The sequence below is a fragment of the Hydrogenophaga sp. A37 genome, from assembly GCF_002001205.1.
Classification (GTDB): domain Bacteria; phylum Pseudomonadota; class Gammaproteobacteria; order Burkholderiales; family Burkholderiaceae_C; genus Hydrogenophaga.
This window is the reverse complement of sequence record NZ_MUNZ01000117.1, coordinates 15901-39372: the sequence shown is the minus strand read 5'-3', so window position 1 is coordinate 39372 and position 23472 is coordinate 15901. Positions and strand designations below refer to the sequence as shown.

Below are 23472 nucleotides of genomic sequence, written 5' to 3'. Positions count from 1 at the left end.
GTCCAAAATTACTTGCGCAGACCCAGTTTCGCGATCAAGGCGATGTAACGGTCGGCGTTCTTGGACTTCAGATAGTCCAGCAGCTTGCGGCGGCGGCTCACCATGCGCAGCAGGCCGCGGCGACCGTGGTGGTCTTTGGCATGCTGCTTGAAGTGGGGGGTCAATTCGTTGATGCGTGCGGTCAAGATAGCGACCTGCACTTCGGGACTGCCAGTGTCGTTGGCAGCGCGGGCGTTGTCGGCCACTACAGCGGCCTTGACGGTTTTTTCAATCATGATGATTCCTGTCGGTTACATGCGTCCCGTCGCAGCCTGCCACCACCTGATTGAGGTCCGGCCGCCGCAGCGGGCGTGAATTGCCTTCTAGAAAGACGGCAACCGCAGATTATAGCCCAGTGGACGTCATCGCTGCGCTGCCAGCCAGGTGCGCAAGCGCTCCACGCCCTGCACCAGGCGCTGGGGATCGCGACTGGCGAAGCACCAGCGCAGCCATCCGGCCGCCTCCGGGCCGAAAGCGCTGCCGGGCGCCAGCCCCAACCCCGCTTCGCGGACCAAGCGCTTGGCGGTGTCCAGGCAGTCGTCGTGCCCATCCAGGTGAAAAAAGGCATACATGCCACCTTTGGGCTCCGCCAGCGTCACGCCCGGCACGGCTTTCAGCAGCGGCACCAGCGTGTCACGGCAGGTTTGCAGATGCGCCACCAACCCGGGCGTGACATCCGCACCCCGCTGCAGCGCCACCGCAGCAGCGCGCTGGACAAACACCGGCGCGCACGACGTGTTGAACTCGATCAGCTTGCCCACCGCGTGGGTCATCGACGGGGGCAGCACCAACCAGCCCAGGCGCCAGCCGGTCATGAGGAAGCTCTTGGAAAAACTGTGGGCGACGATGAGGCGGTCTTCGGGCTCTGACACGTCGAGAAAGCTGGGCGCAGCCCCATTGGGCGAATCGGGCGCGTAGTAGAGGCGCTCGTACACCTCGTCGGCCAGGATCCAGGTGCCGGTGCGGCGGCAGTGCGCGAGGATGGTGACCTGCTCGTCGTGGCTCAACGTCCAGCCGGTCGGGTTATTGGGCGCGTTGACGATCAGCAGGCGCGTGGCAGGTGTGACAGCCGCCAGCAGCGCCTCCATGTCCAGCGCCCAGGCACCGGCGTTGCCGCCTTGCTGCACCACCTTGAGCGGCACGGTTTTCACCGTGGCACCCATGATCTTCGGCTGCGCCACGAGGTTGGGCCATGCGGGCGTGACCACCACCACCTCGTCGCCCGCGTTCACCAGTGCCTGCGACGCCAGCATCAGGCCGTTGACACCACCGGAGGTGACGGCAATGCGGTCGAACCAGTGGTCGGTGGTGTGCTGGGGGTGAAGGCCGTGGGTGTAGACACCGATCTCCTGGCGCAGTTCGGTCAGGCCCAGGTTGTGGGCGTAGAAGGTTTCACCCGCGTGCAGCGACGCGATGGCCGCTTCTCGAATGAAAGCCGGCGTCACCTCGTCGCTCTCGCCAAACCAGAACTTGAGCACGTCGATGCGGCCCAGTCCCTCGTTGGCCACCTCGCGAATACGCGACTCTTCCAGACTCTCCACCACTGCCCGCATGAAAGCTCCTCAATGACGGCCCTCGATCAGGGCCGTTGCATCGTACAGCTGTGAGGCAGCTCCGCTTGTAGAGGTGTCAGGTTGCGGATGACGCGAAAACCGTAACCCGAACCTTCGACATCGAACTTCACCCCAGGCGCACCCAGGCGGTCCATCACCGCCACGACCAGCGGCTGCTGGAACTGGTGGTCTCCGGCGCGCATGCGGGCGGTTTGGCCGGCGAGTTTGACCTCGGCCTTTTCCAGTTGCGCCGCGACGTCGGCAGCCTTCACCGACCCGGCGCGCTCGATGGCCTGCGCCAGCGACTCGACCATGAGCTGCATGCGCATGTGCACGTAGTCGTCGGTCGGGTTGGGGAAACGCTGGCGGAACGACTGGTAGAAGGCCTCGGACTCCTTGGTGGGCACGTTGGGGAACCAGTCCGCCACGGCAATCACCTTGCCGGTGCCGGCGTCGCCAATGGCGGCCGGAGCGCCCAGCGCGTTGCCGTAGAAGGTGTAGAACGTGCCGTCGAAGCCCGCTTCGCGCGCGGCCTTGACCAGCAGGGTCAGGTCATTGCCCCAGTTGCCGGTGAGCACGGCCTGCGCACCGCTGGCCTTGATCTTGGCGGCGTAGGGCGCAAAGTCCTTCACGCGGGCCATGGGGTGCAGTTCGTCGCCGACGACCTTCACGTCGGGCCGCTGGGCGGCAAGCTGGCGGCGTGCTTCGCCGAGCACGGCCTGGCCGAAGCTGTAGTCCTGGCCGATCAGGTAAACGCTCTTGAGCGCATTGTCCTCACGCAGCACGCTCATGAGCGCGGTCATGCGCATGTCGGCATGGGCATCAAAGCGGAAGTGCCAGTAACTGCACTGCTCGTTGGTCAGCGCCGGCACGATGGCCGAGTAGTTGAGGAACAGCACCTGGCGCGCCGGGTCGCGCTGGTTGTGTTTGTTGATGGCGTCGATCAGGCCCGACGCCGCGGCGGACGAGTTGCCCTGCGTCACCACCGTGATGTCGCGGTCCACCGCCGAGCGCAGGGCCGACAGCGCCTCTTCGGTCTGGCCTTTGCTGTCAAAGCGCACGATCTCCAGCGGGCGGTTGCCGCCCTGCGAGGCTGGCAGCTTCACGCCGCCACGGGCGTTGACGCGTTCGGTGGCCCAGACCAGGTTGCGGTACACCGCCTCGCCGGTGTTGGCGAACGGGCCCGACAGGCCCTCGATCATGCCGATGCGGATGGGTGCACCCGCCTCGGGCGCGGTCTGCGCCTGAGCAGGAAGGCCCATTACCGCCGCGCTCAACAACGAGACGAGCAAAGTGGCGAGCGCGCTGCGGCGCAGGGGAAGTCGCGATGTCATGGAAAACTCCGTGGTTGTGGCGGGTCGCCGCAGCGTTGCGGCCAGCCGAGCCGGGTGGCCCGAGGACCACCAGGGCCGCTCACCCGTTCAGTCGCCTGAGCGACAGGGTGGCGGAGTGTAATTCATAATTATCTTCATTACCCCGCCCCAGTATTCAGGCCGCGGGCGTGGTCGCGGAAGTCAGCTCAGACAGAGGCCAGCGGGGCCGCACGTCGAAGTGGTAACCCGCGCCAGCGGCGCCCGTGGGCAACAACCCCGCCTGAAACCGCAGGCCGGCGGCCAGCGCGATCATGGCGCCGTTGTCGGTGCACAGGTGCAACTCCGGGTAGTGCACGCGCACCCGCCGCTTCTCGCAGGCGGCGTTGAGTTGCTCACGCAGCAAGGCGTTCGCACCCACCCCTCCAGCGACCACCAGGCGGTTCAGCCCGGTAGATTCGATGGCGGCGAGCGACTTCTTCACCAGCACCTCGACGATGGCGGCCTGCACGCTGGCGGCCACGTCGGCGATCTGCGCGGCATTCAAGGCCTCGGCCAGCTGCGGCGTGGCCGGGCCTTCGGGCCGCGCGTGGGCCAGGCGCTTCACCTGGGTCAGCACCGCCGTCTTCAGGCCGGCAAATGAAAAATCGAGATCGCCACTGTGCAGCAGCGGGCGCGGAAATTTGTAGGCGGTGGCACTGCCCTGCTCCGCCCGCTGAGACAGCGCCGGGCCACCGGGGTAACCCAGGCCGAGCAGCTTGGCCGACTTGTCGAAGGCCTCGCCAGCCGCGTCGTCGATGGTTTCACCCAACAGCTCGTAGTGGCCCACGCCGTCCACCCGCATCAGTTGCGTGTGGCCGCCCGACACCAGCAGCGCAACGAACGGAAACTCGGGCGGATCGGTGCTCAGGAACGGGGAGAGCAAATGCCCTTCGAGGTGGTGCACGCCCAGCACCGGTTTGCCCAGCGCCATGGCCATGGCACACGCCACCCCGGAGCCGACCAGCAGCGCGCCGGCCAGGCCCGGCCCCCGGGTGTAGGCGATGGCGTCCACGGCGGAGAGCGGCAAGCCGGCCTGCGCCAGCACGGCGTCGGTCAGCGGCAGCACGCGGCGGATGTGGTCACGGCTGGCCAGCTCAGGCACCACGCCGCCATAGGCCTGGTGCATCTCGATCTGGCTGTGCAGCGCGTGGCCGAGCAGGCGCGGCACGGCGCTGCCACTGGCATCCACCAGGGCCACGCCGGTTTCGTCACAAGACGATTCGAATCCCAGAATCAACATGGCGGGGAGTTTAAGTGGTCGATCTCACAGGACCGGCCTCGGCGCAAAGTGTGCAAGCGCCTTCCAGGCGCGTGTGCATTCGCTCAGGATGCGGTGGAGCCGGCTTCGCCGGGCCACTCGCATCGCCCCCTGGGGGGCTGAGGGCAGCGGCTCCGAGTCTGCCTGCGCAGACTTGGACAGCCCGAAGTGACACCGGCTCCGACGGTGGCGCGGCCTGCAAGGCACGCGAAGCGGCGCGGGGGATGCCTACCTCAACGGGTATCCAGTCAGCCGCTGCGGGTCCGGGATGTGGATGTCGCGCTTGTCGATCACGATCAGGCCCTTGGCCTCCAGCTCGTGCAGGACCCGCGAGAAATACTCGGGCGTCATCGACAGGCGCGAGGCGATGGCCGCCTTGCTCACCGGCAGGGTCACGCGTTGCGCGAGCTCGTCCTCCGCGCCGCCCTTGCCGCCATCGGGCAGGTCGCGCATGAGGTAGCCGATGACGCGTTCCACACCGCTGTGCAGCGCGTAGGCCTGCACGTCGTTCACCAGGCCGTGCAGGCGCCGCGACAGGCCCGCGAGCATGCGCATGCAAAAGCGCGGATCGGTTTCGATCTCCTGCAACACGCTCTGCTTGGACACGCTGAGCAGCAGCGTGTCGGTCAACGCCTGCGCGTTGATGAAGTAGGGCTTGTCGGTGAACATCAGTGCCTCGGCGAAACTGTTGCCCGGCCCGACGATTTCGATGATCTTTTCCTGCCCGGCCGGTGAAATAGCGAACAGCTTGATCTGACCGGAAACCGTGACGTGGAACTCGTTGCACTGCTCGCCGATGTGGAACACCTCGTCACCACGCGCCAACTGGCGCAGGCGGCTGCCCTGGCCCAGGCGTTGCAGCTCGGGCGGTTTCATTTCCTGAAACAGCGGCAACATGGAGAGGTAACGGGGCAAGTCGAACTGGGCAAGGTCCATGGCCGGGGCGCGCGGGACACGCAAGGTCGGGATGTTGGGGGAGAGCGGCCTCGCACTGTACCCGCTTGGCGTGGCTTTCAGACCGGTTTGCATTCAAAGTGAGAGCAAGGCGCGATGCCGCAGACAGTGCTGCAGCACGGCAAGGCTGAGCAACGCCGTTATCGCTTTGAAAGCAAAGCGGTCTCAGTGGGCCGCCTGGCGCATGAAACGTGTGTAAACCCCCGTCAGCCGGTCCACCAAATCCTGCGGCCGGTGCACCAGCGCATAGCCCTGCTGGCCGAACAGCATGGGCAGGTAGTCGTGGGCCGCTTCGTCGATGGTGATGCAGAACGGAATCAACCCGGCCTCGCGCGCGGCCTGCACCGCGTGGCGCGTGTCTTCCAGGCCGTAGCGGCCTTCGTACACGTCGAGGTCGTTGGGCTTGCCGTCGGTCAGGATCAGCATCAGGCGCTGCCGCTCCGGTCGCTCGCCCAGGCGCTGCGTGGCCAGGCGGATCGCCGCACCCATGCGCGTGTAGTAGCCGGGCTTGATGGCGCCCACGCGGTCTCGCGCCGCTGCGTTCCACGGTTCGTCAAAACCTTTCAGATGCTGGATGCGCACGTTCTGCCGCCGCACCGACGAAAAGCCCAGCATCTCGAACGGATCGCCGCTGGCGCTGAGCGCTTCGCCAAACACGTAGAGCGCTTCGCGGATCACGTCGATCACACGCGCCGTCTGCGTGGCAGCCACGGGCGCCGGACCGCCCCAAGGCCGGGGCATGCCCCCTCGGGGGGCCGCCGCATCGCGGCTGGGGGTCCACACGTGTGCGTCTGTTGAGAGGGAGAGGTCGGCCAGCAGCAGCGTGGCCAGGCTGCGCTCGGTGCGCACGCGCCGGGTGAACACGGCCGGCGATTCGCTGTGCGGCGCACCGGCCGCGTCGACGCGGTGGCGCACCCAGGCGTCGAGGTCGATCTCGTCGCCTTCGGGTTGCGCGCGCTGCCGGCCGGTGCCCGCCCGCAGGATTTCCAGCCGGCGGCGCACGCGCCGCGCCGTGGTGCGCAAGGCCGTGGGCGGCACATAGGACTCGGCGGGTGTGGCCACCAGGGTCTGCAGGGCGCAGTGCTCGGGCAGCAGCGCGTTGCGCCGGAAATCCCACTCGGGCAGGCGGATGCCGGGGCCGAGCGGCCGGTCGTCGGCGGCGGCGCTGGGCAGGTCCAGGTCGAACTTCACCCGCGCGGCGGTGCTCTGCCCGTCGGGAGCGACCGCCAGCACATCCATGTCGTTGGCCACACCAGCGGCGTTGTCGTCGGGATCGTCGTCGCTGGCGCGGTTGACCTTGACGAACTCGCCCCAGGACAGGATGGACTCGGCGCGGAAAAACATCATGAGCGGCGCCTTGTCGCGCTCATCGCTCACGGTCTGGGCGCGGCGGCGGCGCGCGTCCTGAACAGCGGGTTTGCGGGCATCGCCCGTCGCTTGCTCGCCATCGGGCCGGGCCACCGCCGCCGCGGGCTCGCCACCAGCGTCGAGCCAGAGCCAGACCGGTGCCACGTCCTGCGGTTGCAGACCGCTGCGCGTGGCGGGCGCCACACCGCGCAGCGCCTGCTGCACGCTGCGTTCGGCTTCGGCCGCCGCACCCTTGAGACGCGCCGGATCCGGCCGCAGCGCGAGCTGGGCGGCGAGCAGATCTTGATGGCGCGCCACCAGGCCGGGGAAGGTCCGCAGCACCTGCGCGCTGGCGCGCACGTTGTCGCCCAGCCAGTCGCCGGTGGCCTCGATGCAGGCGCCCTGCGCCGCCAGCCAGAGGTAGAGCGCGCGATTCAGCGCCACGTCATCGAACACGGCCACGGTCGACGGCAGCGACAGCGCCTCGGTCTCCAGCCGGCCGGTGGCCGCGTGCGTGCCACTGCCCGCGATGCGCTGCAGCCAGTCGCGCGGGCCGCCGCTGCGGCTGTCGGTGGCGGGCGCCAGGCGCACGCCATGGGCACCCCCTGCGGCACGAAACAGCATGCCGACGGCGCGCTGCACATCGGGCAGGTGCACGGCGGCGTGCGCGTGCTGGCGGCTCGCCGCGCGGTGGATGAAACGGTGCCATTGCTGGCCGACCCACTCTTCCATCAGGTGCTCTCTTTCTGTTGCGCGAGTTCGGCCTTGCGCTGTCGCAGGGTTTCGCGCACCGCGTCCGCGCCGACCTTCCACTGCAGCAGCGGCGCGCGCGCTTGCGCGCTCTGGGTTTCTTCACACGAGTCCAGGCACTGGCCGCACTGCACACACGAAAACATCATGCGTTTGATGTTGCGCGGGTGCAGGCGCATCGGGCAGCCGTTGTCGCAGGCCGAGCCTTGCGGGTGGGTGGCCGTGGTGCAGGTGCGGCAGTCGCGCGCGTGGTCGCGGTCGAACGCGACCACCATGCCTTTGGGGTTCGCCATCCAGGCCAGGCTCTGGAACAGGCCGACCGCGCAGCCGAAGCGGCAGAACAGGTGGCGGGCGAATCCGAACTCGGCCGTGAACACGGCGGTGCCGATGACCAGAAAGCGGGCCTGATTGGGCGTGAGCGTGCCGGCGAAGAGATTGCCCCAGATCGTGGCTGGCGGCAGCAGGTAGGTGAGCAGCGTGATGGCCCACATGAAGCCGAAGGCAAGGCACAGCCCACCAAAGACTGGCCACCAGCGCGCCGAGGGCTCCACACCGGCGCGGGTGGTGCGGTGCTTGTCCCAGACGCTGAGCTTGCCGCAGGCGCGGTGCAGCGCGGTGTTGAGCGTTTCGACCAGGGTGAAGTGCGGGCAGAGCCAGCCGCAATACAGGCGGCCGTAGCGCCAGGCCACGCCCAGAAAGGCCACGGCCACCACGATGGCGGGAAGGAAGGCGCGCAGAAAAATGCGCATCGCCGCCTCGTTGGCGGTGATCTCGCCGGCCCTGAAGGCGTCGATGCCCAGGCTCCAGCGCTGGCCCAGAAACCAGAGCTGGGCTTCATTGAGGTCGAAGCGCAGCAGGTCCAGCGCGGGCGCCAGCAGGAACAGCGCGAAAAAGCCGAGTTGAAAGAAGAGGCGGCGGCGTTGCATGGTGTGACAAACAGAGGAGGGAGCGCAGCGCCGCCGCCGCAAAACAGGAATGGTCAGCCGGTCGATCCGATGACGGCAAGAACCACCTCATCGAGTGCGGCCGCGGTCTCGGCGTCGTCGGTCAGGGCGTCCACGATGGCCGCCCGGCAGGCCGTGTGCAGCGGCAGGCCACTGGCCACCAGGCGCGCAGCCATCACCAGCAGGCGCGTGCTCGCGGTCTCTTCGAGGTCGTGGTCGGTCAGGCGCCGCAGGGCCGTGGCCAGCCGCACCAGGCGGTCGGCCAGCGCGGCGTTCACGCCGGTTTCGGCTTCGATGATGGTGCGCTCCACCGCCGGCTCGGGGTAGCCGAAGCTCAGCGCGATGAAGCGCTGGCGGGTGCTGGGTTTCAGGCTCTTCAACAGGTTCTGGTAGCCCGGGTTGTAGCTGATGACCAGCATGAAACCGGGTGGCGCCACCAGCTGTTCGCCGGTGCGTTCGATGGGCAGCACGCGCCGGTCGTCGGCCAGCGGATGCAGCACCACGGTGGTGTCCTTGCGGGCTTCCACCACCTCGTCGAGGTAGCAGATGGCGCCGGTGCGCACGGCGCGGGCCAGCGGCCCGTCCTGCCACACGGTGCCCTCCGCCCCAATCAAATGGCGCCCTACCAGGTCGGCCGCGCTCAGGTCGTCGTGGCAGCTCACGGTGATCAGCGGTCGGCCCAGGCGCGAAGCCATGTGCTCGACGAAGCGCGTCTTGCCGCAACCCGTGGGGCCTTTGATCAGCACCGGCAGGCGCTGGCGGAAGGCGTGCTCGAAGAGCGTGGCCTCACCCGCCTGCTCGGCGTAGAACGGTACCTGCATCAGATGCTGCTGTTCACTGTGGTCCATGACTGACAAACTCATTCCATATGCGTGTTCTCAACACCTGCGCCGCCTGCATCGGTCCAGCCGGGGATGCCGCCGATCTGGCTTTGCCAGTCGGCTGGCATCGCCCCCTGGAGGGGGTGACGCCAAAGGCGGCGCGGGGGTGTTTCATCTCAGGCGCGTTGAGCCGGGAGAGCGTTCAGCATGCCACCACCGGAAGTGGTGGTCGTGACGCTGTCCTTCAGCACGTGTTTACCGCCGACGAAGAAGCTGGCGAAGTAGGTGAACTGGCCGAGCAGGAACACCACGCCACCGGCGATGCGCACCCAGTAGAAGAGCACCAGCTGGTCCTGCGTCGCCATGAAGCCCATGGCACCTTCGGTGGGCATGCGTTGCAGCCACACCTGCAGGATGCCGGCGCCGGTGAGGGCCAGCACCATGATCCCCATGCCGATGGTCATGATCCAGAAGCTCCACATCTCGAAGGCCTGGGCCTTCTGGCTGTTGGCGATGCGGCCGCGCAGCGTGGGCATGGCGTAGCTGATCAGCGTGATCACCACCAGCACATAGGCGCCGTAGAAGGCCAGGTGGCCGTGGGCGGCGGTGACCTGCGAACCGTGGGTGTAGTAGTTGACCGCGCTCAGGGTGTGGGCGAAGCCCCACAGACCGGCGCCCAGAAAACCCATGACAGCGGTGCCCAGGGCCCAGAGCACAGCGGCCTGGTTGGGGTGGTCGCGGCGGCGGCGCTGCACCATGTTGAAGGCGAACACCGTCATCATGAAGAAGGGAATGGGCTCCATCGCCGAGAAGATCGAACCGATCCAGTGCCAGTAGCCGGGCAGGCCGATGAAGAAGAAGTGGTGGCCCGTGCCCAGGATGCCGGTCATCAGCGCGAAGGCGACGATCACATACAGCCACTTGTCGATCACTTCACGGTCTACGCCGGTGGTCTTCACGAGCACGTAGGCCAGCAGCGCGCCCAGGATCAGTTCCCACACGCCCTCCACCCAGAGGTGCACCACGAACCACCAGTACATCTTGTCGCGCACCAGGTTTTCCGGGTTGACGAAGCTGAACAGAAAGAAGATCGCCAGGCCCCAGAGGCCCATCAGCAGCACCAGCGTGATGCTGGTCTTGCGGCCGCGCAGGGCCGTCATGCTGACGTTGAACAAAAAGCCCAGCGCCACGACCACGATGCCGAGCTTGGTCGGCAGCGGCTGCTCCAGGAACTCGCGCCCCATGGTCTGCAGCAGGTCGTTGCCGGTGAGTTCGGCGAGCTTGGCATAGGGCACCGTGAGGTAGCCCACGATGGTCAGCGAGCCGGCGGCCAGGAAGATCCAGAACAACACCTTGGCCAGCAAGGGCGAGTAGAGCTCGGTTTCCGACTCCTCGGGCACCATGTAGTAGGCGGCACCCATGAAGCCGAACAGCAGCCAGACGATCAGCAGGTTGGTGTGCACCATCCGCGCGATGTTGAACGGGATGTAGGGAAAGAACAGGTCCCCGATCACGTATTGCAGGCCCAGGCCGATGCCGAAGATGATCTGCCCCGCGAACAGCACCATGGCGGCGATGAAGTAGAGCTTGGAGACCGACTGGCTCTGGTATTTGAGTGTGGATATGGTCATGGTGTTTTCTCCTCTCAACCTTCGATGTTGGGCGGCCAGTTTTCGGTGTTGATCTCGCCGGTCCACTTCAGGAACTCGACCAGGTCACCCAGCTGCTGCTCGTTCAGGTTGAACTGCGGCATCTGGCGGCGGTGCGGTGCGCCGGTGGGCATGGCCTGCATCCAGGCCTTGATGAAGTCGCCACCGCGGCGCTTGTAGACATTGCCCAGCTCGGGGGCGAAGTACGCACCCTCGCCCAGCAGCGTGTGGCAGCCGATGCAGTTGCGCGTTTCCCAGATCTTCTTGCCCGCCACCACGGCGGGCGTGATGGCCTTGGCGTTGGAACGCTCGGGGATGCGTTGTTCGGTGTCGAACACGATCACCGCAAACAGCAGCGCGAAAAACACGCTGCCTCCGTAAAACATGTTGCGGGCCATCTGTTTGGTAAACCCGCTTTGACTCTGGCTCATGGAACCCTCCATCGGTTGGCGATGGCGGTATCCTCCTTTTTTGCTCGGGTATGTTCCTTGAACCAGTTCAAGGAAGCGCCCAGATTGTTCAGGGAAGCTCGTTGCAACGGCGCCAGGCGCCCCCACACCAGGCCGAACACATGAACAGCACCGCCCTTCCCGCTCACCCGTCCGGCGATCTGCACGCCGCCGCCATGGCCGCGCTGGCCGAGGTGGATGACCCTGAAATGGGCGAGAACCTGGTCGATCTCGGCGTGGTTCACCGCGTCGAGATCACGGCCGACCGCATCCTTGCCACCCTGATCCCCACCAGCGCCACCTGCCCCATGGCCGACGTGATGATCGACGACGCCATCGCCGCGCTGCAGCGCATCTGCCCGCCCGGCTTCACCGCCGACGCGGTGATGGACTGGGACACCGAGTGGTCGCCCGAACGCCTGGCCCCCGCGTTGCGGGAACGCTTCGGGTGGTGAACCCGAAGCTGAACGCATCGGCGGCCCGGCGCCCCGCAGAGCCGCCCCCTTTGCCACGCTGGGCCGTCGCGGCCGTGGCCCTGCTCGCCGTGCTCAACCTGCTGGGCGCGCTCGGCGGCGGCCTGGTGCGGCTGGGCAGCCTGCCCGCGGGCGAACACGGCCCCACCGGCGCCCTGGCCGTGGCGGCACACGGCGCGGTGATGATGGCCGGCTTCTTTGGCAGCCTGATTGCGCTGGAGCGCGCGGTGGCGCTGCGCCGTGGGCTCTGGGTGCCGGCGCTGGCGGCCTTGGGTGGCCTGCTCGCCTGGGGCGGCGGCTGGTGGCGGCCGGCCGAGGTGTTGTGGGCGGTTTCGGCCGCCGGCCTGGTGGGCCTGTACGCCTGGGCCGGCTGGCGCCGCGCCATGTCGCTCCCGCTCGCTGTGGAGGCCTCGGGTGCGGTGGCCCTGCTGGCGGGCACGCTGGGCTTTGCCTTCGGTCACATCGACCTGGCGCGCCTGGGCTGGAGCGCTTTCCTGGTGCTGACCATCGCGGGCGAGCGGCGCGAGCTCACGCGCCTGGTGCGGCTGCCGCGCTGGAGCGCGCAGGCCTTCCTGATCGGCTGGGCTGCGTTGGCACTGGCCGTGGCGCTGGCGGCGTTCGGTGCCACCGGCGTGGCGATGCCGCTGTGGTGGCTGGCGCTGGGCGCGCTGGCGCTCTGGCTGCTGCGCTTCGATGTGGCCACCAAGCAGTGGCGCGCCAAAGGCTGGGCCGGCCACACCGCCATCTGCCTTTCGGTGGGCTACGTCTGGCTGCTGCTGGCGGCCGGCCTCGGGCTCGCCGGGCAGCCCGTGGCCTGGCACGGGCTGTGGCTGGGCTTCGTGATGGCCATGGTGTTCGGCCACGCGCCCATCATGCTGCCGGCCCTGGCCGGCTGGCGGCCCGAGCCCACACGCTGGGCGCTGCTGCCACTGGGCGTGCTGGGGGCGAGCCTGGCGCTGCGGGCCGTGGCCGCGCCCGGCGGCTGGGCTGCCGGGCTGGCGGTGGCGGGCGCGGGACACGCGCTGGCCTTTGTGTTGTTTGGCGCGGTGATGGTGCGCGCGGTGCGGCGCGGGCACTGAGGGCTCACGCGCGCGGCAGCAGGCTGGCCAGCAGGACCAGCCCGATCACCACCACCAGCCAGCCCACCACCGCGCGCCGCCACAGCGCGGGTGCGGTGCGCAGCTCCATGTAGTCGAGCGCGATCAGCGCGCCCTTGAAGGCCGCGAGCGCGAGCACCGTCAGGGTGGCGGCCGTGCCCAGGTGCTGGCCACTGAGGGCCGCGCCCTCACCCAGCCACCAGCTCACCAGCGTGGCGATCGCCAGCAGCGCGAACACGGTGTCTGCCCTTGTGAATCGCATGCCCTGCCCCCTCATCGAATGACGTAAACCAGCGGGAACAGCACCATCCACAGCAGGTCCACCATGTGCCAGAACACCGCGCCCGAGGCGGGGCCCATGTGGTTGGCCCGGCCGTAGGCACCGGCCCGCGCCTTGCGCCAGAGCAGCGCGAACACGATGGCACCCACCACCACATGCAGGAAGTGAAAGCCCGTGAGCAGGGTGTAGAGCAGCGTGAAGGCATCGGTGGCCCAGTCGAAACCGGCGTGCACCTTGCCCGCAAACTCGTGGGACTTGACGATGAGGAAGCCGATGGCGCCGGCCAACGCGCCCAGCAGCCAGTTCGCACCGGCATCGCCCCGGTCCAATTCAAAAGCCCGCACCGCACGCACGGCCGCCCAGCTGGCCGCCACCAGCAGCAAGGTGTTGAGCGCGCCGGTGTGCAGGCTCAACGCGGCCTGGCCCTGCGCAAACACGGCGGGCTCGCGCCAGCGCGCGAATGCAAACGACACGAACAGCAGACCGAAGGTCAGCAGCTCGGCCAGCACCAGCAGCCAGACCACGCCGTCGCCGGCCAGGCGCGGCGAAGAAGGAAGCCTCTCCGAAGCGCGCGCCCCATCCAGGGCAGCCGTGGAACCGGCTTCGCCGGGCCACTGGCTGCGTCCCCCTCCCGCAGGAGAGGGGGAAGACGCGCAGCGTCGCAGGGGGTTCAATGTGATGTGCCTTCAGATCTGGAAATCTTGTTCCACACGTTGTACTTGCCCACCGGCTTGCTCATGGGCAGGCGCTTGATTTCCTTGAAGGTCTGCGCGTCGTAGACGATGAGCGCGCCGTCCATCTCCCACACGCTGGCCAGCGCGTACCGGCCGTCTTTCGTGAACTCGATGTGGGCCAGCGTCTTGCCGGGCTCCTTCACCGTGGCCACGGGTTGCAGCGTGGTCTTGTCGATGATGGTCAGGGTGTCCTTCGCGGTCGGGCTCATCATCGAATCGGTCCAGGCAAAGCGGCTGTTTTCATGGCTGCGCATGAAGAAGCCGGGGCCGGGCGTCGGGATGGTGGCGACCGGTTTCCAGGTCTTCATGTCGATGACGTCGATGGCGCCCGCAGAACTGTTGGCCCCCTGGGTCTCGCTCGAGAGCCCCTCCCCCCAAGGGGGGCGGTCATTCTTGGGGCGGCCCGGCGAATGACCCAGATTCGGCGAGGCCAGCACGGTGCTGCCGTTCCACGCAAAGGTGATGCCAGAGCCCAGGTGCGGCATGCCGGCGATGGGCAGGTCCGCGATCTTGCGGCGCGCGTCGAGGTTGACCACCTGAGCGGTGGCCGAGCCCTCAGCCGTTTTGGGGCGCGTGGCGCCGAGCACATGGCGGTAGCTCTGGTCGAAGAAGAAATCATCCAGCGGCTCGTCCAGCGGCGTGCGGCGCACGCCGAGAAAACCGGGCTTGGCGATGGCCTCGCCCATCTTGTAGTCGTGCACCAGGCCGTCGTAGATGGGTTCGGCCTTGGGGTTGTACGAAATCTCCCAGAGTTCGGGGATGTCCTTGAGCGCGACCACGAAGCTCTGGCGCGGCGTGGCGTCGTACACCGCCGAGACACGCGAGGTCTGCCTGCTGTCGAGCGTGGCCGCCGCATAGGTCTTCTGCAGCTTCAGGTCGGCGTCGAACAGCACCACGCTGTGCGGCAGGTAGTTGGCGGCCATGACCCACCTCCCGTCGCCACTGACCGCGACGTTGCGCATGTTGAGCCCGGCCCGCACCTCGGCCACCACGCGCAGGCGCCAGAGGTCGTACTTCATGATCCAGCCGTCGCGCGAACCGAAGAACACGTAGCGGCCGTCGGGCGTGAACTTGGGGCCGCCGTGCAGCGCGAAGCGGCTGGGGAAGCGGGTGATGACCTCGAAGCGGTCGCCGTCGAGCAGGCTGATGTGGTGGTCGCCGCCCTCCACCACCACGAAGAGGTTCATGGGGTCGGCGCGCCACAGCGGCTTCGCCGGCTCTCCCGCGGGCGCGGGGTTGAAGGTGCGCGAAGCGCGGATGTCCGCCTCGGCCCACACGGGCACGGGCGACACCGGGGTGCGGATGTGCGCGGCCAGCGCGGCGATGTCGGCGGCGCTGAGCTGCGCGGCAAAGCCCGGCATCTGCGTGGCGGTGCGGCCCTGCGCGATGACCTTCAGCGCCTCGGCCGGGCGCAGGCGCTCCAGGCTCTCGGGCAGCAGCGCCGGGCCCATGAGGCCGGTGCGCTGCTCGCCGTGGCAGGCGGCGCAGTGCTGGGTGTAGAGCGCGGCGGCGTTGGGCGACGTTTGTGCACTGGCCATGTCCACGCCCATCCAGCACAGGCCCAGCACCAGCGAGGCGCGTGCGACGTTGGCCAAGACCTCACGAAACGGCCTCTTCGAGGTGTCAAACATGGTCGGTCTCCTGGCGCAGGATATGAATTTTCCGGAACGGCGTGAGCGCGAGGCGGCCCGCGTCGCTGCCGGCCAAGGCGCCGATCTCTTCGTCGGTGAGGTAACAGCCCGGGTCTTCGGCCCAGGGGTTGCCGGTGAGTTGCTGGGCGCGGGTGCGGGTGTTGCCACCGCAGAGGACGAAGTGCCGGCAGCTGGCGCAGCGGCCCTCGACCGGCCGGGGATGTGCTTTCAGGCCCGCCATCAGCGGCTCGCTGGTGTCGCTCCAGATCTGTGAGAACGGGCGCTGGCGCACGTCGCCAATCGTGTGGTGCCACCACATGGTGTCGGGGTGCACGTGGCCGAGGTTGTCGATGTTGGCCACGTTGACACCGCTGCTGTTGCCGCCCCAGGCCACCAGGCGCTCGCGCAGCGCGTCGGCCCAGCGCGGAAAGCGGGCCTGCACCCACTGCAGCAGGTAGGGGCCGTCGGCGTCGTTGTTGCCGGTCACGTACTCCTCGTCCAGCCCGCGGGTGGCGGCGTCCCATGCGCGCTCGAAGAGCAGGTCCAGCGCTTCGCGCGTGGCGAGGTGCTGCGCGTCCTGGCCGCGGTGGATGTTGCCGCGGCCGGCGTAGTTGAGGTGCGAGAAATAGAACTTGTCCACCTGCTCGGTGCGCATCAGGTCCAGCAGTGGCGCGAAGTCGTGCGCGTTGAGCGCGGTCATGGTGTAGCGCAGGCCCACCTTCACGCCACGCACGTGCAGCAGGCGCACGGCGGCGAGGCTGCGGTCGAACGCGCCTTCAAGCCGGCGGAACTTGTCGTGCGTCTCGCGCAGGCCGTCCAGGCTGATGCCCACGTAGTTGAAGCCTGTCGCCGCGATGCGGTCGGCCATGGGGGCGTCGATCAGCGTGCCGTTGGTGGACAGGCCGGTGTAGAAACCCATGGCACGCGAGCGGTCCGCGATGTCGAAGATGTCGGGCCGCATCAGCGGTTCGCCACCCGAGAGGATGAGCACCGGCACGCGGAAGGCCTTGAGGTCGTCCATCACCGTCACGACTTCGTTCCAGCTCAGCTCGCCGGCGTATTCGTGGTCGGCGGAGAGCGCGTAGCAGTGTTTGCAGGTGAGGTTGCAGCGGCGGATCAAATTCCAGATCACAACTGGGCCCACCCCCGCCGGGCTTCGCCCGACCCCCTCAAGGGGGCGACGCTGGCCGTCTGGCGAAGCCAGCCCGGCGGCGTCCTGGGTCGGGCTGCCCTTCGCGTCGGATGCGTTTCTCCCGGGCTGCTGCCGCAAGCGGGGTGCAGGTATCGGGTACCGGCCGGTCTGTTCGGCTTCGGCGATTTCGCGCATGTACTGGCTGATGCGAAACATGGTGAGGCTTTCGTTTCAGGAGTCGGTCAACCGCAATCCGGTCTTCTTCAGGATCGCGGTCGAATAAAGGATGTCGTGCGCTCGGCAGGCGCTGCCGAGCATCGAAGCGATCTCGCTGGCCTGCTGTTCCACCTCTTCACGCGAGCGGCCGTGCAGCATGGCGAACAGGTTGTACGGCCACACGGGCAAGCGCCTTGGGCGGCGGTAGCAGTGGCTCACGCCGGGCAGCAGGCCGATGCGTTCGCCGAGCGCATCGACCACGTCGTCGGCCACGTCCCACACGCTCATGCCGTTGGCGGTGAAGCCCAGGCGGTAGTGGTTGGGCACGGCGCCGATGCGGCGGATCAGGCCGGCGTCGAGCATGGCCTGCAGGCGCTCGCGCACCTGCTCGCCGCTGATGCCCAGCGTGGCGCCCACGGCTTCGTAGGGCCGCGGCACCAGCGGCAGGCCGGCCTGCGTGGCGCGGATCAGGCGGCGGTCGAGTTCATCGAGTGCCATGGGCGCCTCCCTCGAACAAGGGCAGTTTCAGCTCCACAAAGAACTCGCGCTCCTTGGGGAAGGCGTACACCGCCAAACCGGTGGCCGCTTCGATGCGGTCGACCACGGGCCCGATCTGTTCGGCCGACTCGACCGCCAGCACGAACCACATGTTGAGCGGCGTGGCGCCGGGCTGGTCCGGGTGGGCCGATTCGCGCCGATAGTTGTGCGCCACCTCATTCATGCCTTCGAGCTGTTTCGCCACGGCATCGAAGCGTTCTTCGGGCACGGCCATGGCGGCCAGCACGAAGCGGCCACCCGCCCGCTCGATCTGGAACAGCGGGCCAAAACGCGTGAGATCGCCGTGCGACAGCAGGCGCTGCAGGCGTTCGATCACCGCGTCTTCGCTGCAGCCGAGTTGCGCCGCGACGTCTGCGAACGGTCGGTCGCTCAGCGGGAAGCCGCCGTGCAGGAAGCTCACGAGGCGGGCGTCATCCGGCGACAGCATGGGGCACCTCCGGCAAAGGGGCCACGGCAGGGGTCGAAGCCCAGCCACGGAAACGGCGTGCGCCGGTCTGCTTGAACCGGCGCGTGGAGAACAGCACTTCGCGCGGAAACCGCGACAGGCCGGCCGCATGTGTCACGCGATCAATCACCGCTTTCACGGCATCGCGGTGGGTTCCATGCACCATGGCATAGAGGTTGAACGGCCAGCCCCCTGCCCGCGCGCGGCGGTAGGCCAGCGTCACGCCCACCTGTTCGGCCAGTGCCATGCCGCAAGCGTCGATCTGGTCGTTGGGCACGTCAAACACGGTCATGGCGTTGGCGTGAAAACCCAGCTCGTGGTGTCGCACCACCACACCAAAGCGCTTGAGCCGGCCCTCGGCCAGCCAGCAGCCGATGCGTTGTGTGATCCAACTTTCATCACGATCGAGTTCGTCGGCCCAGGCAGCGAACGGTCGATCCACCAGCGACAGCCCCGCTTCAACATGGCGTGCCAGAGGCCATTGATCGGCCGGCAAGGGCGCTGTGTTCAGTGCGCCTGCCGGGCGGCGCATCGGCGCCTGTGCCGTGTCGCCGCGCAGATCGAAGCCGAGATCGATGCGGTAGGGCCGCAGCATGCGCAGCCGCAGCGCCGGCAGATCCGTCGCCCTTTCGAGTTCGGCCACGCCGGCTTCCACCGCATCGCGGTGGGCGCCGGTCATCACGAACCACAGGTTGTGGTGGTGCTCGCGCAGGTAGTTGTGGTTGACGCCGGGGTGAGCCGAAACGAGGGCGGCCACGGTGTCGATGCGGTGCGCGGGCACCGCCATGGCAACCAGCACCGCATCGCCACCCGAGCCATGGGCGAACACGCCACCGATGCGGCTGACGCGTCCATCGTCCTGGGCCTGGCGCAGGGTCTCGATCACGGTCGGGCGGTCCAGTCCGGTTGCGCTGGCGAGCTCACCAAATGGATCGGCGCACAACGGGAAGCCGTGCTGCCAGTCGTTGAGCAGACGCAAACGGGCGTCCATGTTTCAGAACCCCACCCGCGCGGCGCGCGCGGTGAAGAAGATGCCGCTGGGCGCGGGCATGTCCAGCCGCGCGCGGGTGGCAAAGTTCTGCGTGTCGATGACGCTCACGCGGTTGTCGTCGCGGCTGCTGATCCACACTGCTTCACCGCGCGGGGTGAACTCCATGTGCAGCACGGCCTTGCCGGGTTCCAGCGTCTGCACGACCTGCTGGCTCTGCGTGTCGATGACCTGCACGCGGTGGTAATCGGGCACGGCGAAATTCACCCAGACCTGGCGCCCGTCGGGCCGCGCGATCACGAACACCGGCTGGCCGGCCACGGGAATGCGCCCCACTTCGGCCCAGGTCTCGGTGTCCACCACCAGCACCTCGTGCCGCCCGATGGCGGGCAGGTAGGCGCGGCGCCCGGCCACGGCCCAGCCACGCAGGTGCGGCATCTTGTAGACCGGCAGCGGCGCCTGGCCTTTGCCGTAACCACCGAGGATGCGCTGGACCTTGGGCTCTGCCGCCCACAGGTCCAGCTGGGCCAGACCGTCTTCACCGAACAGGCCGGCGATGTAGTGACGGCCGTTGGGCGTGACCAGCGCGTCGTAGGGCTGGCGGCCGATGTTGTCGAACTTCTGTGTCTTGGGGTGGCGCGGGTCCGAACAATCGGTGACCCAGATCGCGTTGGCGTCGAACAGGCTGTAGGCGAAACGCCGGCCGGGCAAGTCCACCAGACCGACCACGCGGGACAACTTGCCCGGTGCGTACTCGGCGGGGATATCGGCCAGCAGTTCCAGCGTGCGCGCATCGAACACCTTCACACCGCCGGGCGTGTAGTTCTGCGCCGCGACCAGCGTGCCGTCGGCGCTGATCGCGCCGCCGATGGAATTGCCGGCCTGCATCACACGCCGCGTGATGCGGCGCTCCAGCAGGTTGGCCTGGGTGAGGCCACCGTCGCGCCCGAACACGTAGGCAAACAGGCCGTCGCGCGAGAACACCACCGAGGCGTGTGAAAGGTCGCCCAAGCCGGGCACCTCGCCGATCAGCGCCTGGGCCGTGGTGTCCACGAGGTAGAGCGTGCCGTTGGCGCGGCCGATGACCACACCGAGGTCGCCGGTGCCGCGCAAGACGGGTGAGGCGCAACCGGGCAACAGGCCCAGCGCGCCGATGGAAGACAGGGTGGCCGCAGCGGCCAGCCATTCACGGCGCTTCATGGTGCTTTCACCATTTCTTCAGGAAAGCCCTGGAGCAGGCGTTGTGCGATCCAGCGCGCCTCGGGCTCGCTGAGCATCGCGCGCCAGGGCGGCATGGGGGTGCCGGGCCGACCGTGAAAGATCACGGCGGCCAGGCTTTCAAGAGGGACATCGGCCAGGGCTTCGCGCGTGAGCGCCGGGCCGAGGCCGCCGGTCAGGCGCATGCCGTGGCACGAGCCGCAGTCCTGCCGCACCATGCGCACCAGCGCCTGCTCGCGAGCCGCGTCGGGCGGCGCGGCATGCGCGTTGCCCCACAGCAGCAGCGACAGCAGACACAAGGCGGTGCGCAAGATCAATGCCTCAGGACTTGAGGATCACCGCGATGGCGTCCTTCAGATCGGCGTCGCCGATCTTGTCGGCGCCGTTGGGCGACATGGGAATCGGGCCAAACACACCCGAGCCGCCCTTGCGCACCTTCTCGAACAGCTTGGCCGAAACGTCCTGCCCCTTGTACTTGGCCGCAATGTCCTTGAACGAAGGACCGACCAGCTTCTTGTCCTTCGAATGGCAGGCCATGCAGCCGGACTTGGTCAAGGCAGCGTCGCCATCGGCAAACGCAGCACCAGACCCGAGCGCCATGAACGACGCCAGCAACAACACATTAATTTTGTTCATTTGAAATTCCAGAAAAAGCACAACGAAGACGAAATGACCCCACCCCAGGGCCCCGTGGAACCGGCTTTGCCGGGCCACCAGGGCCGTCCCCCCTCCGGGGGGAAGCCGCAAAGCGGCGCAGGGGGGAGTCAATACACGTCGTGCTGGGTGTTGTTCACGTTGAAGTGGCCCGTGGGGGTGATCAGGCGTGGGTCCTTGATCACGGCCTTGAGCTTGAGCGTCTTGTCATCGACGATGACCAGCGCGCTCTCCTTGTTCTTGGCGCTCCACACCGAGAACCACACCTCGTCGCCCGCCTTGTTGAACTCGGGCTGCACGACGCGCTTGGCGCCGTCGTCCTTGATGCCCGCCCACTCGGCGATCGGCAGCACGACATAACCCTTTTCGAGGTTGTTGATGTCGTACACCGCGACCGATTGCGAGATCTTTGGATCGGGGTTCAGCGGCGAGTCCGAATACAGGTGTGTGCTCTTCGGGTGGCTCTTGATGAACAACGCACCGCCGCCCTGGCCGGTGAGCGTCTGCACCACTTTCCAGGCTTCCTTGGGGTGCTTCACGGGATCGGTGCCGATCAGCGAAATGCTGTCGTCGCCCAGGTGGCCGGTGGACCACACGGGGCCGAACTTCGGATGGGTGAAGTTCGCGCCGCGACCGGGGTGGGGAATCTTGCCCACGTCGATCAGCTTCGTGAGCTTGCCTTCCTTCAGGTCCACCGCCGCGATCTTGTTGCTGTTGTTGGCCGCCACCATGAAGTAGCGCTTGGTCGAGTCCAGGCCGCCGTCGTGCAGGAAGCGCGCGGTGCCGATGGTGGTGATCTTCAGCGCGTCGATGTTGGAGTAGTCCACCAGCAGCGTCTGGCCGGTTTCCTTCACGTTCACGACGAACTCGGGCTTGTAGTGGCTGCCGACGATGGAAGCCACGCGCGGCTCGGGGTGGTATTCCTGCTTGTCGACGGTCATGCCACGGGTGGCGACGATCTTCAGCGGCTCCAGCGTGTCGCCGTTCATGATCACGAACTGCGGCGGCCAGTACGAACCGGCGATGGCGTATTTGTCTTCGAAGCCCTTGAACTTGCTGGTCTCCACCGAACGCGCTTCGAGCCCGGTGCGGATCTCGGCCACGTTGTCGGGCATCTCCATCCACAGGTCGATCATGTTGATTTTGGCGTCGCGCCCGATCACGAATAGGTAGCGGCCCGAGGCCGACAGGCGCGAGATGTGCACCGCGTAGCCGGTCTTGATGATGTTGATGATCTTCTTGGTGTCGCCGTCGATCAGCGCCACTTCACCCGTGTCCCGCAGCGTGGTGCTGAAGATGTTGGTGATGTTGTAGTTGTTCATCTTCCTGGTGGGCCGCTTCTCGGGCGGCACGATCACCTTCCAGGTCGCCTTCATCTGCTCCATGCCGAACTCGGGCGGGGTCGGTGGCTCGTGCTGGATGTAGCGCGCCATCATGTCCACTTCCTTCTCGGTCATCTCGCCCGAGGTCTGCCAGTTCGGCATGCCGGCCGGCGAGCCATAGGCGATGAAGACCTTGAGGTAGTCGGTGCCCTTGCCCACGGTGATGTCGGGCGTGAGCGGTTTGCCGGTGGCGCCCTTTCGCAGCACGCCGTGGCAGCCCGCACAGCGCTCGAAATACACCTTGCGCGCCACATCGAACTCGGTCTGCGTCATGGGCGGCGCCTTGGGGTTCACGCTCTGCACCATGGCCTCGGCACCGATGGGGGAACTGCCCGCCTGGTAGTTCGTCTCGGCCGGGCTGACCTTCTTGTCGGTCGTCTGCGCGAAGGCACCGGCGCCAAGCATGGCGGCCATGGCCAGCGTGGTCAGGCGAATGATCGTTCTGGGTTTCATGGGTTTCTCTCTCCGTCGTGGATCAGCTGTTGAAGTGGCCGTCCCTGTGGGGGCTTTGGACCCATTCGCCCGGTTGCTGTCCAGGACCGTGGCGAACAGGAGAGATCGTCAAGGCGGCCACACGGCCTGTCCTTGAACTGGTTCAAGGACAGGCCACCAGGGCCTCAGAACAATGGGCCCCGTCCAGAGAAGAAACGCCACGAGAACGGAGCACCCCCATGAACCTGGTTCACTTCGGCCATCTGCTGCTCCCCGAGCGTTCCCCGCAGGGCACGGTGCCCGGTACCGTCACGCTGGTGGGTGCCGGCCCTGGCGACCCGGAACTGCTCACGGTCAAGGCCGTGAAGGCGCTGCAGGCCGCGACGCTGGTGCTCTACGACCACCTGGTGAGTCCGGCGGTGCTCGACCATCTCAGCCCCGATGCCGAACGCATCTACGTGGGCAAGGAGTCCTCGCGCCACACCCTGCCTCAGGCGTCGATCATCGACCTCATGGTCCAGCTGGCGCGCGGCGGCCGTTCGCTGCTGCGCCTCAAGGGCGGCGACGGCTACATCTTCGGTCGGGGCGGCGAAGAGGCCCAGGCCCTGGCCGCCGAAGGCATTCCGTTCACGGTAGTGCCCGGCCTCACCGCCGCCCAGGGCGCCGCGGCGTCGGTGGGCATTCCGCTCACCCACCGCGACCACGCCTGCGCCCTGGTGCTGGCCACCGGCCACACGCGCGACGACAACGGCCTGGACATGGACTGGGCCATGCTCGCGCGCCCGCGCCAGACCGTGGTGCTCTACATGGGGGTGAACAACCTGCCCGAGATCTGCCGCCAGCTGCTCGCCCACGGCCTGCCGCCAGGCACGCCAGCGGCGCTGGTGGAAAAGGCCACGATGCCCGAAGAACGCTGCGTCACCGGCACGGTGGCCGAGCTGCCGGCGCTGGCGCTGCGCCACCAGGTGCGCCCGCCGGCGCTCATCATGATCGGGGGGGTGGTGGCGCTGCGCGCGCAGCTGCAAGCCCGCGAACCGGCCCGGGCGCTGCAGGCCGGCCGGCCCCAGGACAGCGCCAGCGCCGTCCTGGACCGGTCCGCGATGGCGTGAGGGGCGG

At 67.7% G+C, this 23472-nt stretch carries 24 protein-coding genes; 3 read left to right on the top strand and 21 right to left on the bottom strand.

What is annotated here, in order from left to right; all coding sequences use genetic code 11:
* Positions 1 to 8: 8 nt before the first annotated feature.
* The 10 genes from rpsO to B0E41_RS14975 all read right to left on the bottom strand — a co-directional run bounded on the left by rpsO (position 9) and on the right by B0E41_RS14975 (position 11098).
* Positions 9 to 275, bottom strand: coding sequence for a 30S ribosomal protein S15 (gene rpsO, locus B0E41_RS15020; protein WP_077331963.1), 267 nt, complete (start codon positions 273 to 275; stop codon positions 9 to 11).
* Between the two features lie 126 nt (positions 276 to 401).
* Complete coding sequence (locus tag B0E41_RS15015; RefSeq protein ID WP_077331962.1) at positions 402 to 1592, bottom strand: pyridoxal phosphate-dependent aminotransferase; 1191 nt, start codon at positions 1590 to 1592, stop codon at positions 402 to 404.
* Between the two features lie 26 nt (positions 1593 to 1618).
* Positions 1619 to 2854: a branched-chain amino acid ABC transporter substrate-binding protein gene (locus tag B0E41_RS15010; RefSeq protein WP_253194901.1), complete on the bottom strand. Its 1236-nt coding sequence runs from the start codon at positions 2852 to 2854 to the stop codon at positions 1619 to 1621.
* Between the two features lie 226 nt (positions 2855 to 3080).
* Complete coding sequence (gene tsaD, locus B0E41_RS15005; protein ID WP_077331960.1) at positions 3081 to 4184, bottom strand: tRNA (adenosine(37)-N6)-threonylcarbamoyltransferase complex transferase subunit TsaD; 1104 nt, start codon at positions 4182 to 4184, stop codon at positions 3081 to 3083.
* A gap of 246 nt (positions 4185 to 4430) precedes the next feature.
* Positions 4431 to 5138: a Crp/Fnr family transcriptional regulator gene (locus tag B0E41_RS15000; protein ID WP_077331959.1), complete on the bottom strand. Its 708-nt coding sequence runs from the start codon at positions 5136 to 5138 to the stop codon at positions 4431 to 4433.
* Positions 5139 to 5321: 183 nt separating this feature from the next.
* Positions 5322 to 7235 carry a VWA domain-containing protein gene (locus B0E41_RS14995; protein WP_077331958.1) on the bottom strand — a complete coding sequence of 638 codons (1914 nt, stop codon included), beginning with the start codon at positions 7233 to 7235 and terminating at the stop codon, positions 5322 to 5324.
* The gene (locus B0E41_RS14990; RefSeq protein WP_077331957.1) at positions 7235 to 8179 is read right to left on the bottom strand and encodes a 4Fe-4S binding protein; all 945 of its coding nucleotides are present in this window, start codon (positions 8177 to 8179) and stop codon (positions 7235 to 7237) included. The genes B0E41_RS14995 and B0E41_RS14990 overlap by 1 nt, the downstream gene beginning before the upstream one ends.
* 53 nt (positions 8180 to 8232) lie before the next feature.
* A complete protein-coding gene (locus B0E41_RS14985) occupies positions 8233 to 9018 on the bottom strand; it encodes a CbbQ/NirQ/NorQ/GpvN family protein (RefSeq protein WP_253194899.1) in 786 nt (261 codons plus the stop codon).
* A gap of 176 nt (positions 9019 to 9194) precedes the next feature.
* Complete coding sequence (locus B0E41_RS14980) at positions 9195 to 10649, bottom strand: cbb3-type cytochrome c oxidase subunit I (RefSeq protein WP_077331955.1); 1455 nt, start codon at positions 10647 to 10649, stop codon at positions 9195 to 9197.
* Positions 10650 to 10663: 14 nt separating this feature from the next.
* Positions 10664 to 11098, bottom strand: coding sequence for a cytochrome c (locus tag B0E41_RS14975; RefSeq protein WP_077332002.1), 435 nt, complete (start codon positions 11096 to 11098; stop codon positions 10664 to 10666).
* Positions 11099 to 11238: 140 nt separating this feature from the next.
* Here B0E41_RS14975 and B0E41_RS14970 point away from each other — a divergent pair, with 140 nt between their 5' ends.
* Both B0E41_RS14970 and B0E41_RS14965 read left to right on the top strand, forming a co-directional pair.
* Positions 11239 to 11571, top strand: coding sequence for an iron-sulfur cluster assembly protein (locus B0E41_RS14970; protein ID WP_077331954.1), 333 nt, complete (start codon positions 11239 to 11241; stop codon positions 11569 to 11571).
* 50 nt (positions 11572 to 11621) lie between these two features.
* Positions 11622 to 12668 carry a hypothetical protein gene (locus tag B0E41_RS14965; RefSeq protein WP_216350766.1) on the top strand — a complete coding sequence of 349 codons (1047 nt, stop codon included), beginning with the start codon at positions 11622 to 11624 and terminating at the stop codon, positions 12666 to 12668.
* Positions 12669 to 12672: 4 nt separating this feature from the next.
* Here B0E41_RS14965 and B0E41_RS14960 read toward each other — a convergent pair whose 3' ends face one another.
* The 11 genes from B0E41_RS14960 to B0E41_RS14910 form a co-directional block, all read right to left on the bottom strand.
* Positions 12673 to 12948 (bottom strand): cytochrome C oxidase subunit IV family protein, encoded by a 276-nt coding sequence (locus B0E41_RS14960; RefSeq protein WP_077331953.1) that lies wholly within the window; start codon positions 12946 to 12948, stop codon positions 12673 to 12675.
* An 11-nt stretch (positions 12949 to 12959) separates the two neighbouring features.
* Positions 12960 to 13640, bottom strand: a complete 681-nt coding sequence (locus B0E41_RS14955; RefSeq protein WP_253194888.1) for a cytochrome c oxidase subunit 3 — start codon at positions 13638 to 13640, stop codon at positions 12960 to 12962.
* Positions 13637 to 15250, bottom strand: coding sequence for a nitrite reductase (locus B0E41_RS14950; protein WP_143433852.1), 1614 nt, complete (start codon positions 15248 to 15250; stop codon positions 13637 to 13639). Before B0E41_RS14950 ends, B0E41_RS14955 begins: the two co-directional genes overlap by 4 nt.
* Before the next feature lie 73 nt (positions 15251 to 15323).
* Complete coding sequence (gene nirJ / locus B0E41_RS14945; RefSeq protein ID WP_253194887.1) at positions 15324 to 16679, bottom strand: heme d1 biosynthesis radical SAM protein NirJ; 1356 nt, start codon at positions 16677 to 16679, stop codon at positions 15324 to 15326.
* Between the two features lie 15 nt (positions 16680 to 16694).
* A complete protein-coding gene (locus B0E41_RS14940; protein ID WP_077331951.1) occupies positions 16695 to 17177 on the bottom strand; it encodes an AsnC family transcriptional regulator in 483 nt (160 codons plus the stop codon).
* Positions 17164 to 17664, bottom strand: coding sequence for an Lrp/AsnC family transcriptional regulator (locus B0E41_RS14935; RefSeq protein ID WP_077331950.1), 501 nt, complete (start codon positions 17662 to 17664; stop codon positions 17164 to 17166). Before B0E41_RS14935 ends, B0E41_RS14940 begins: the two co-directional genes overlap by 14 nt.
* Positions 17648 to 18673 (bottom strand): Lrp/AsnC family transcriptional regulator, encoded by a 1026-nt coding sequence (locus B0E41_RS14930; RefSeq protein ID WP_077331949.1) that lies wholly within the window; start codon positions 18671 to 18673, stop codon positions 17648 to 17650. Before B0E41_RS14930 ends, B0E41_RS14935 begins: the two co-directional genes overlap by 17 nt.
* Positions 18674 to 18676: 3 nt before the next feature.
* On the bottom strand, positions 18677 to 19870 hold the full coding sequence (locus tag B0E41_RS14925; RefSeq protein WP_077331948.1) for a cytochrome D1 domain-containing protein: 1194 nt from the start codon (positions 19868 to 19870) through the stop codon (positions 18677 to 18679).
* The gene (locus B0E41_RS14920) at positions 19867 to 20172 is read right to left on the bottom strand and encodes a cytochrome c (protein ID WP_253194897.1); all 306 of its coding nucleotides are present in this window, start codon (positions 20170 to 20172) and stop codon (positions 19867 to 19869) included. Before B0E41_RS14920 ends, B0E41_RS14925 begins: the two co-directional genes overlap by 4 nt.
* A gap of 37 nt (positions 20173 to 20209) precedes the next feature.
* Positions 20210 to 20488, bottom strand: coding sequence for a c-type cytochrome (locus B0E41_RS14915; RefSeq protein WP_253194896.1), 279 nt, complete (start codon positions 20486 to 20488; stop codon positions 20210 to 20212).
* A gap of 164 nt (positions 20489 to 20652) precedes the next feature.
* Entirely contained in the window at positions 20653 to 22377 is a 1725-nt protein-coding gene (locus B0E41_RS14910; protein WP_077331946.1) for a nitrite reductase, read from the bottom strand.
* A 218-nt stretch (positions 22378 to 22595) separates the two neighbouring features.
* Here B0E41_RS14910 and cobA point away from each other — a divergent pair, with 218 nt between their 5' ends.
* Positions 22596 to 23465, top strand: a complete 870-nt coding sequence (gene cobA / locus B0E41_RS14905) for a uroporphyrinogen-III C-methyltransferase (RefSeq protein WP_077331945.1) — start codon at positions 22596 to 22598, stop codon at positions 23463 to 23465.
* The last annotated feature ends 7 nt before the right edge of the window (positions 23466 to 23472 follow it).

What these genes read in the sequence shown, in the direction of transcription:
- rpsO (WP_077331963.1), bottom strand. Translation starts at nt 275, where the DNA reads ATGATTGAAAAAACCGTCAAGGCCGCTGTAGTGGCCGACAACGCCCGC.
- B0E41_RS15015 (WP_077331962.1), bottom strand. Translation starts at nt 1,592, where the DNA reads ATGCGGGCAGTGGTGGAGAGTCTGGAAGAGTCGCGTATTCGCGAGGTG.
- B0E41_RS15010 (WP_253194901.1), bottom strand. Translation starts at nt 2,854, where the DNA reads ATGGGCCTTCCTGCTCAGGCGCAGACCGCGCCCGAGGCGGGTGCACCC.
- tsaD (WP_077331960.1), bottom strand. Translation starts at nt 4,184, where the DNA reads ATGTTGATTCTGGGATTCGAATCGTCTTGTGACGAAACCGGCGTGGCC.
- B0E41_RS15000 (WP_077331959.1), bottom strand. Translation starts at nt 5,138, where the DNA reads ATGGACCTTGCCCAGTTCGACTTGCCCCGTTACCTCTCCATGTTGCCG.
- B0E41_RS14995 (WP_077331958.1), bottom strand. Translation starts at nt 7,235, where the DNA reads ATGGAAGAGTGGGTCGGCCAGCAATGGCACCGTTTCATCCACCGCGCG.
- B0E41_RS14990 (WP_077331957.1), bottom strand. Translation starts at nt 8,179, where the DNA reads ATGCAACGCCGCCGCCTCTTCTTTCAACTCGGCTTTTTCGCGCTGTTC.
- B0E41_RS14985 (WP_253194899.1), bottom strand. Translation starts at nt 9,018, where the DNA reads ATGCAGGTACCGTTCTACGCCGAGCAGGCGGGTGAGGCCACGCTCTTC.
- B0E41_RS14980 (WP_077331955.1), bottom strand. Translation starts at nt 10,649, where the DNA reads ATGACCATATCCACACTCAAATACCAGAGCCAGTCGGTCTCCAAGCTC.
- B0E41_RS14975 (WP_077332002.1), bottom strand. Translation starts at nt 11,098, where the DNA reads ATGAGCCAGAGTCAAAGCGGGTTTACCAAACAGATGGCCCGCAACATG.
- B0E41_RS14970 (WP_077331954.1), top strand. Translation starts at nt 11,239, where the DNA reads ATGAACAGCACCGCCCTTCCCGCTCACCCGTCCGGCGATCTGCACGCC.
- B0E41_RS14960 (WP_077331953.1), bottom strand. Translation starts at nt 12,948, where the DNA reads ATGCGATTCACAAGGGCAGACACCGTGTTCGCGCTGCTGGCGATCGCC.
- B0E41_RS14950 (WP_143433852.1), bottom strand. Translation starts at nt 15,250, where the DNA reads ATGGGCGTGGACATGGCCAGTGCACAAACGTCGCCCAACGCCGCCGCG.
- nirJ (WP_253194887.1), bottom strand. Translation starts at nt 16,679, where the DNA reads ATGTTTCGCATCAGCCAGTACATGCGCGAAATCGCCGAAGCCGAACAG.
- B0E41_RS14940 (WP_077331951.1), bottom strand. Translation starts at nt 17,177, where the DNA reads ATGGCACTCGATGAACTCGACCGCCGCCTGATCCGCGCCACGCAGGCC.
- B0E41_RS14935 (WP_077331950.1), bottom strand. Translation starts at nt 17,664, where the DNA reads ATGCTGTCGCCGGATGACGCCCGCCTCGTGAGCTTCCTGCACGGCGGC.
- B0E41_RS14930 (WP_077331949.1), bottom strand. Translation starts at nt 18,673, where the DNA reads ATGGACGCCCGTTTGCGTCTGCTCAACGACTGGCAGCACGGCTTCCCG.
- B0E41_RS14925 (WP_077331948.1), bottom strand. Translation starts at nt 19,870, where the DNA reads ATGAAGCGCCGTGAATGGCTGGCCGCTGCGGCCACCCTGTCTTCCATC.
- B0E41_RS14915 (WP_253194896.1), bottom strand. Translation starts at nt 20,488, where the DNA reads ATGGCGCTCGGGTCTGGTGCTGCGTTTGCCGATGGCGACGCTGCCTTG.
- B0E41_RS14910 (WP_077331946.1), bottom strand. Translation starts at nt 22,377, where the DNA reads ATGAAACCCAGAACGATCATTCGCCTGACCACGCTGGCCATGGCCGCC.
- cobA (WP_077331945.1), top strand. Translation starts at nt 22,596, where the DNA reads ATGAACCTGGTTCACTTCGGCCATCTGCTGCTCCCCGAGCGTTCCCCG.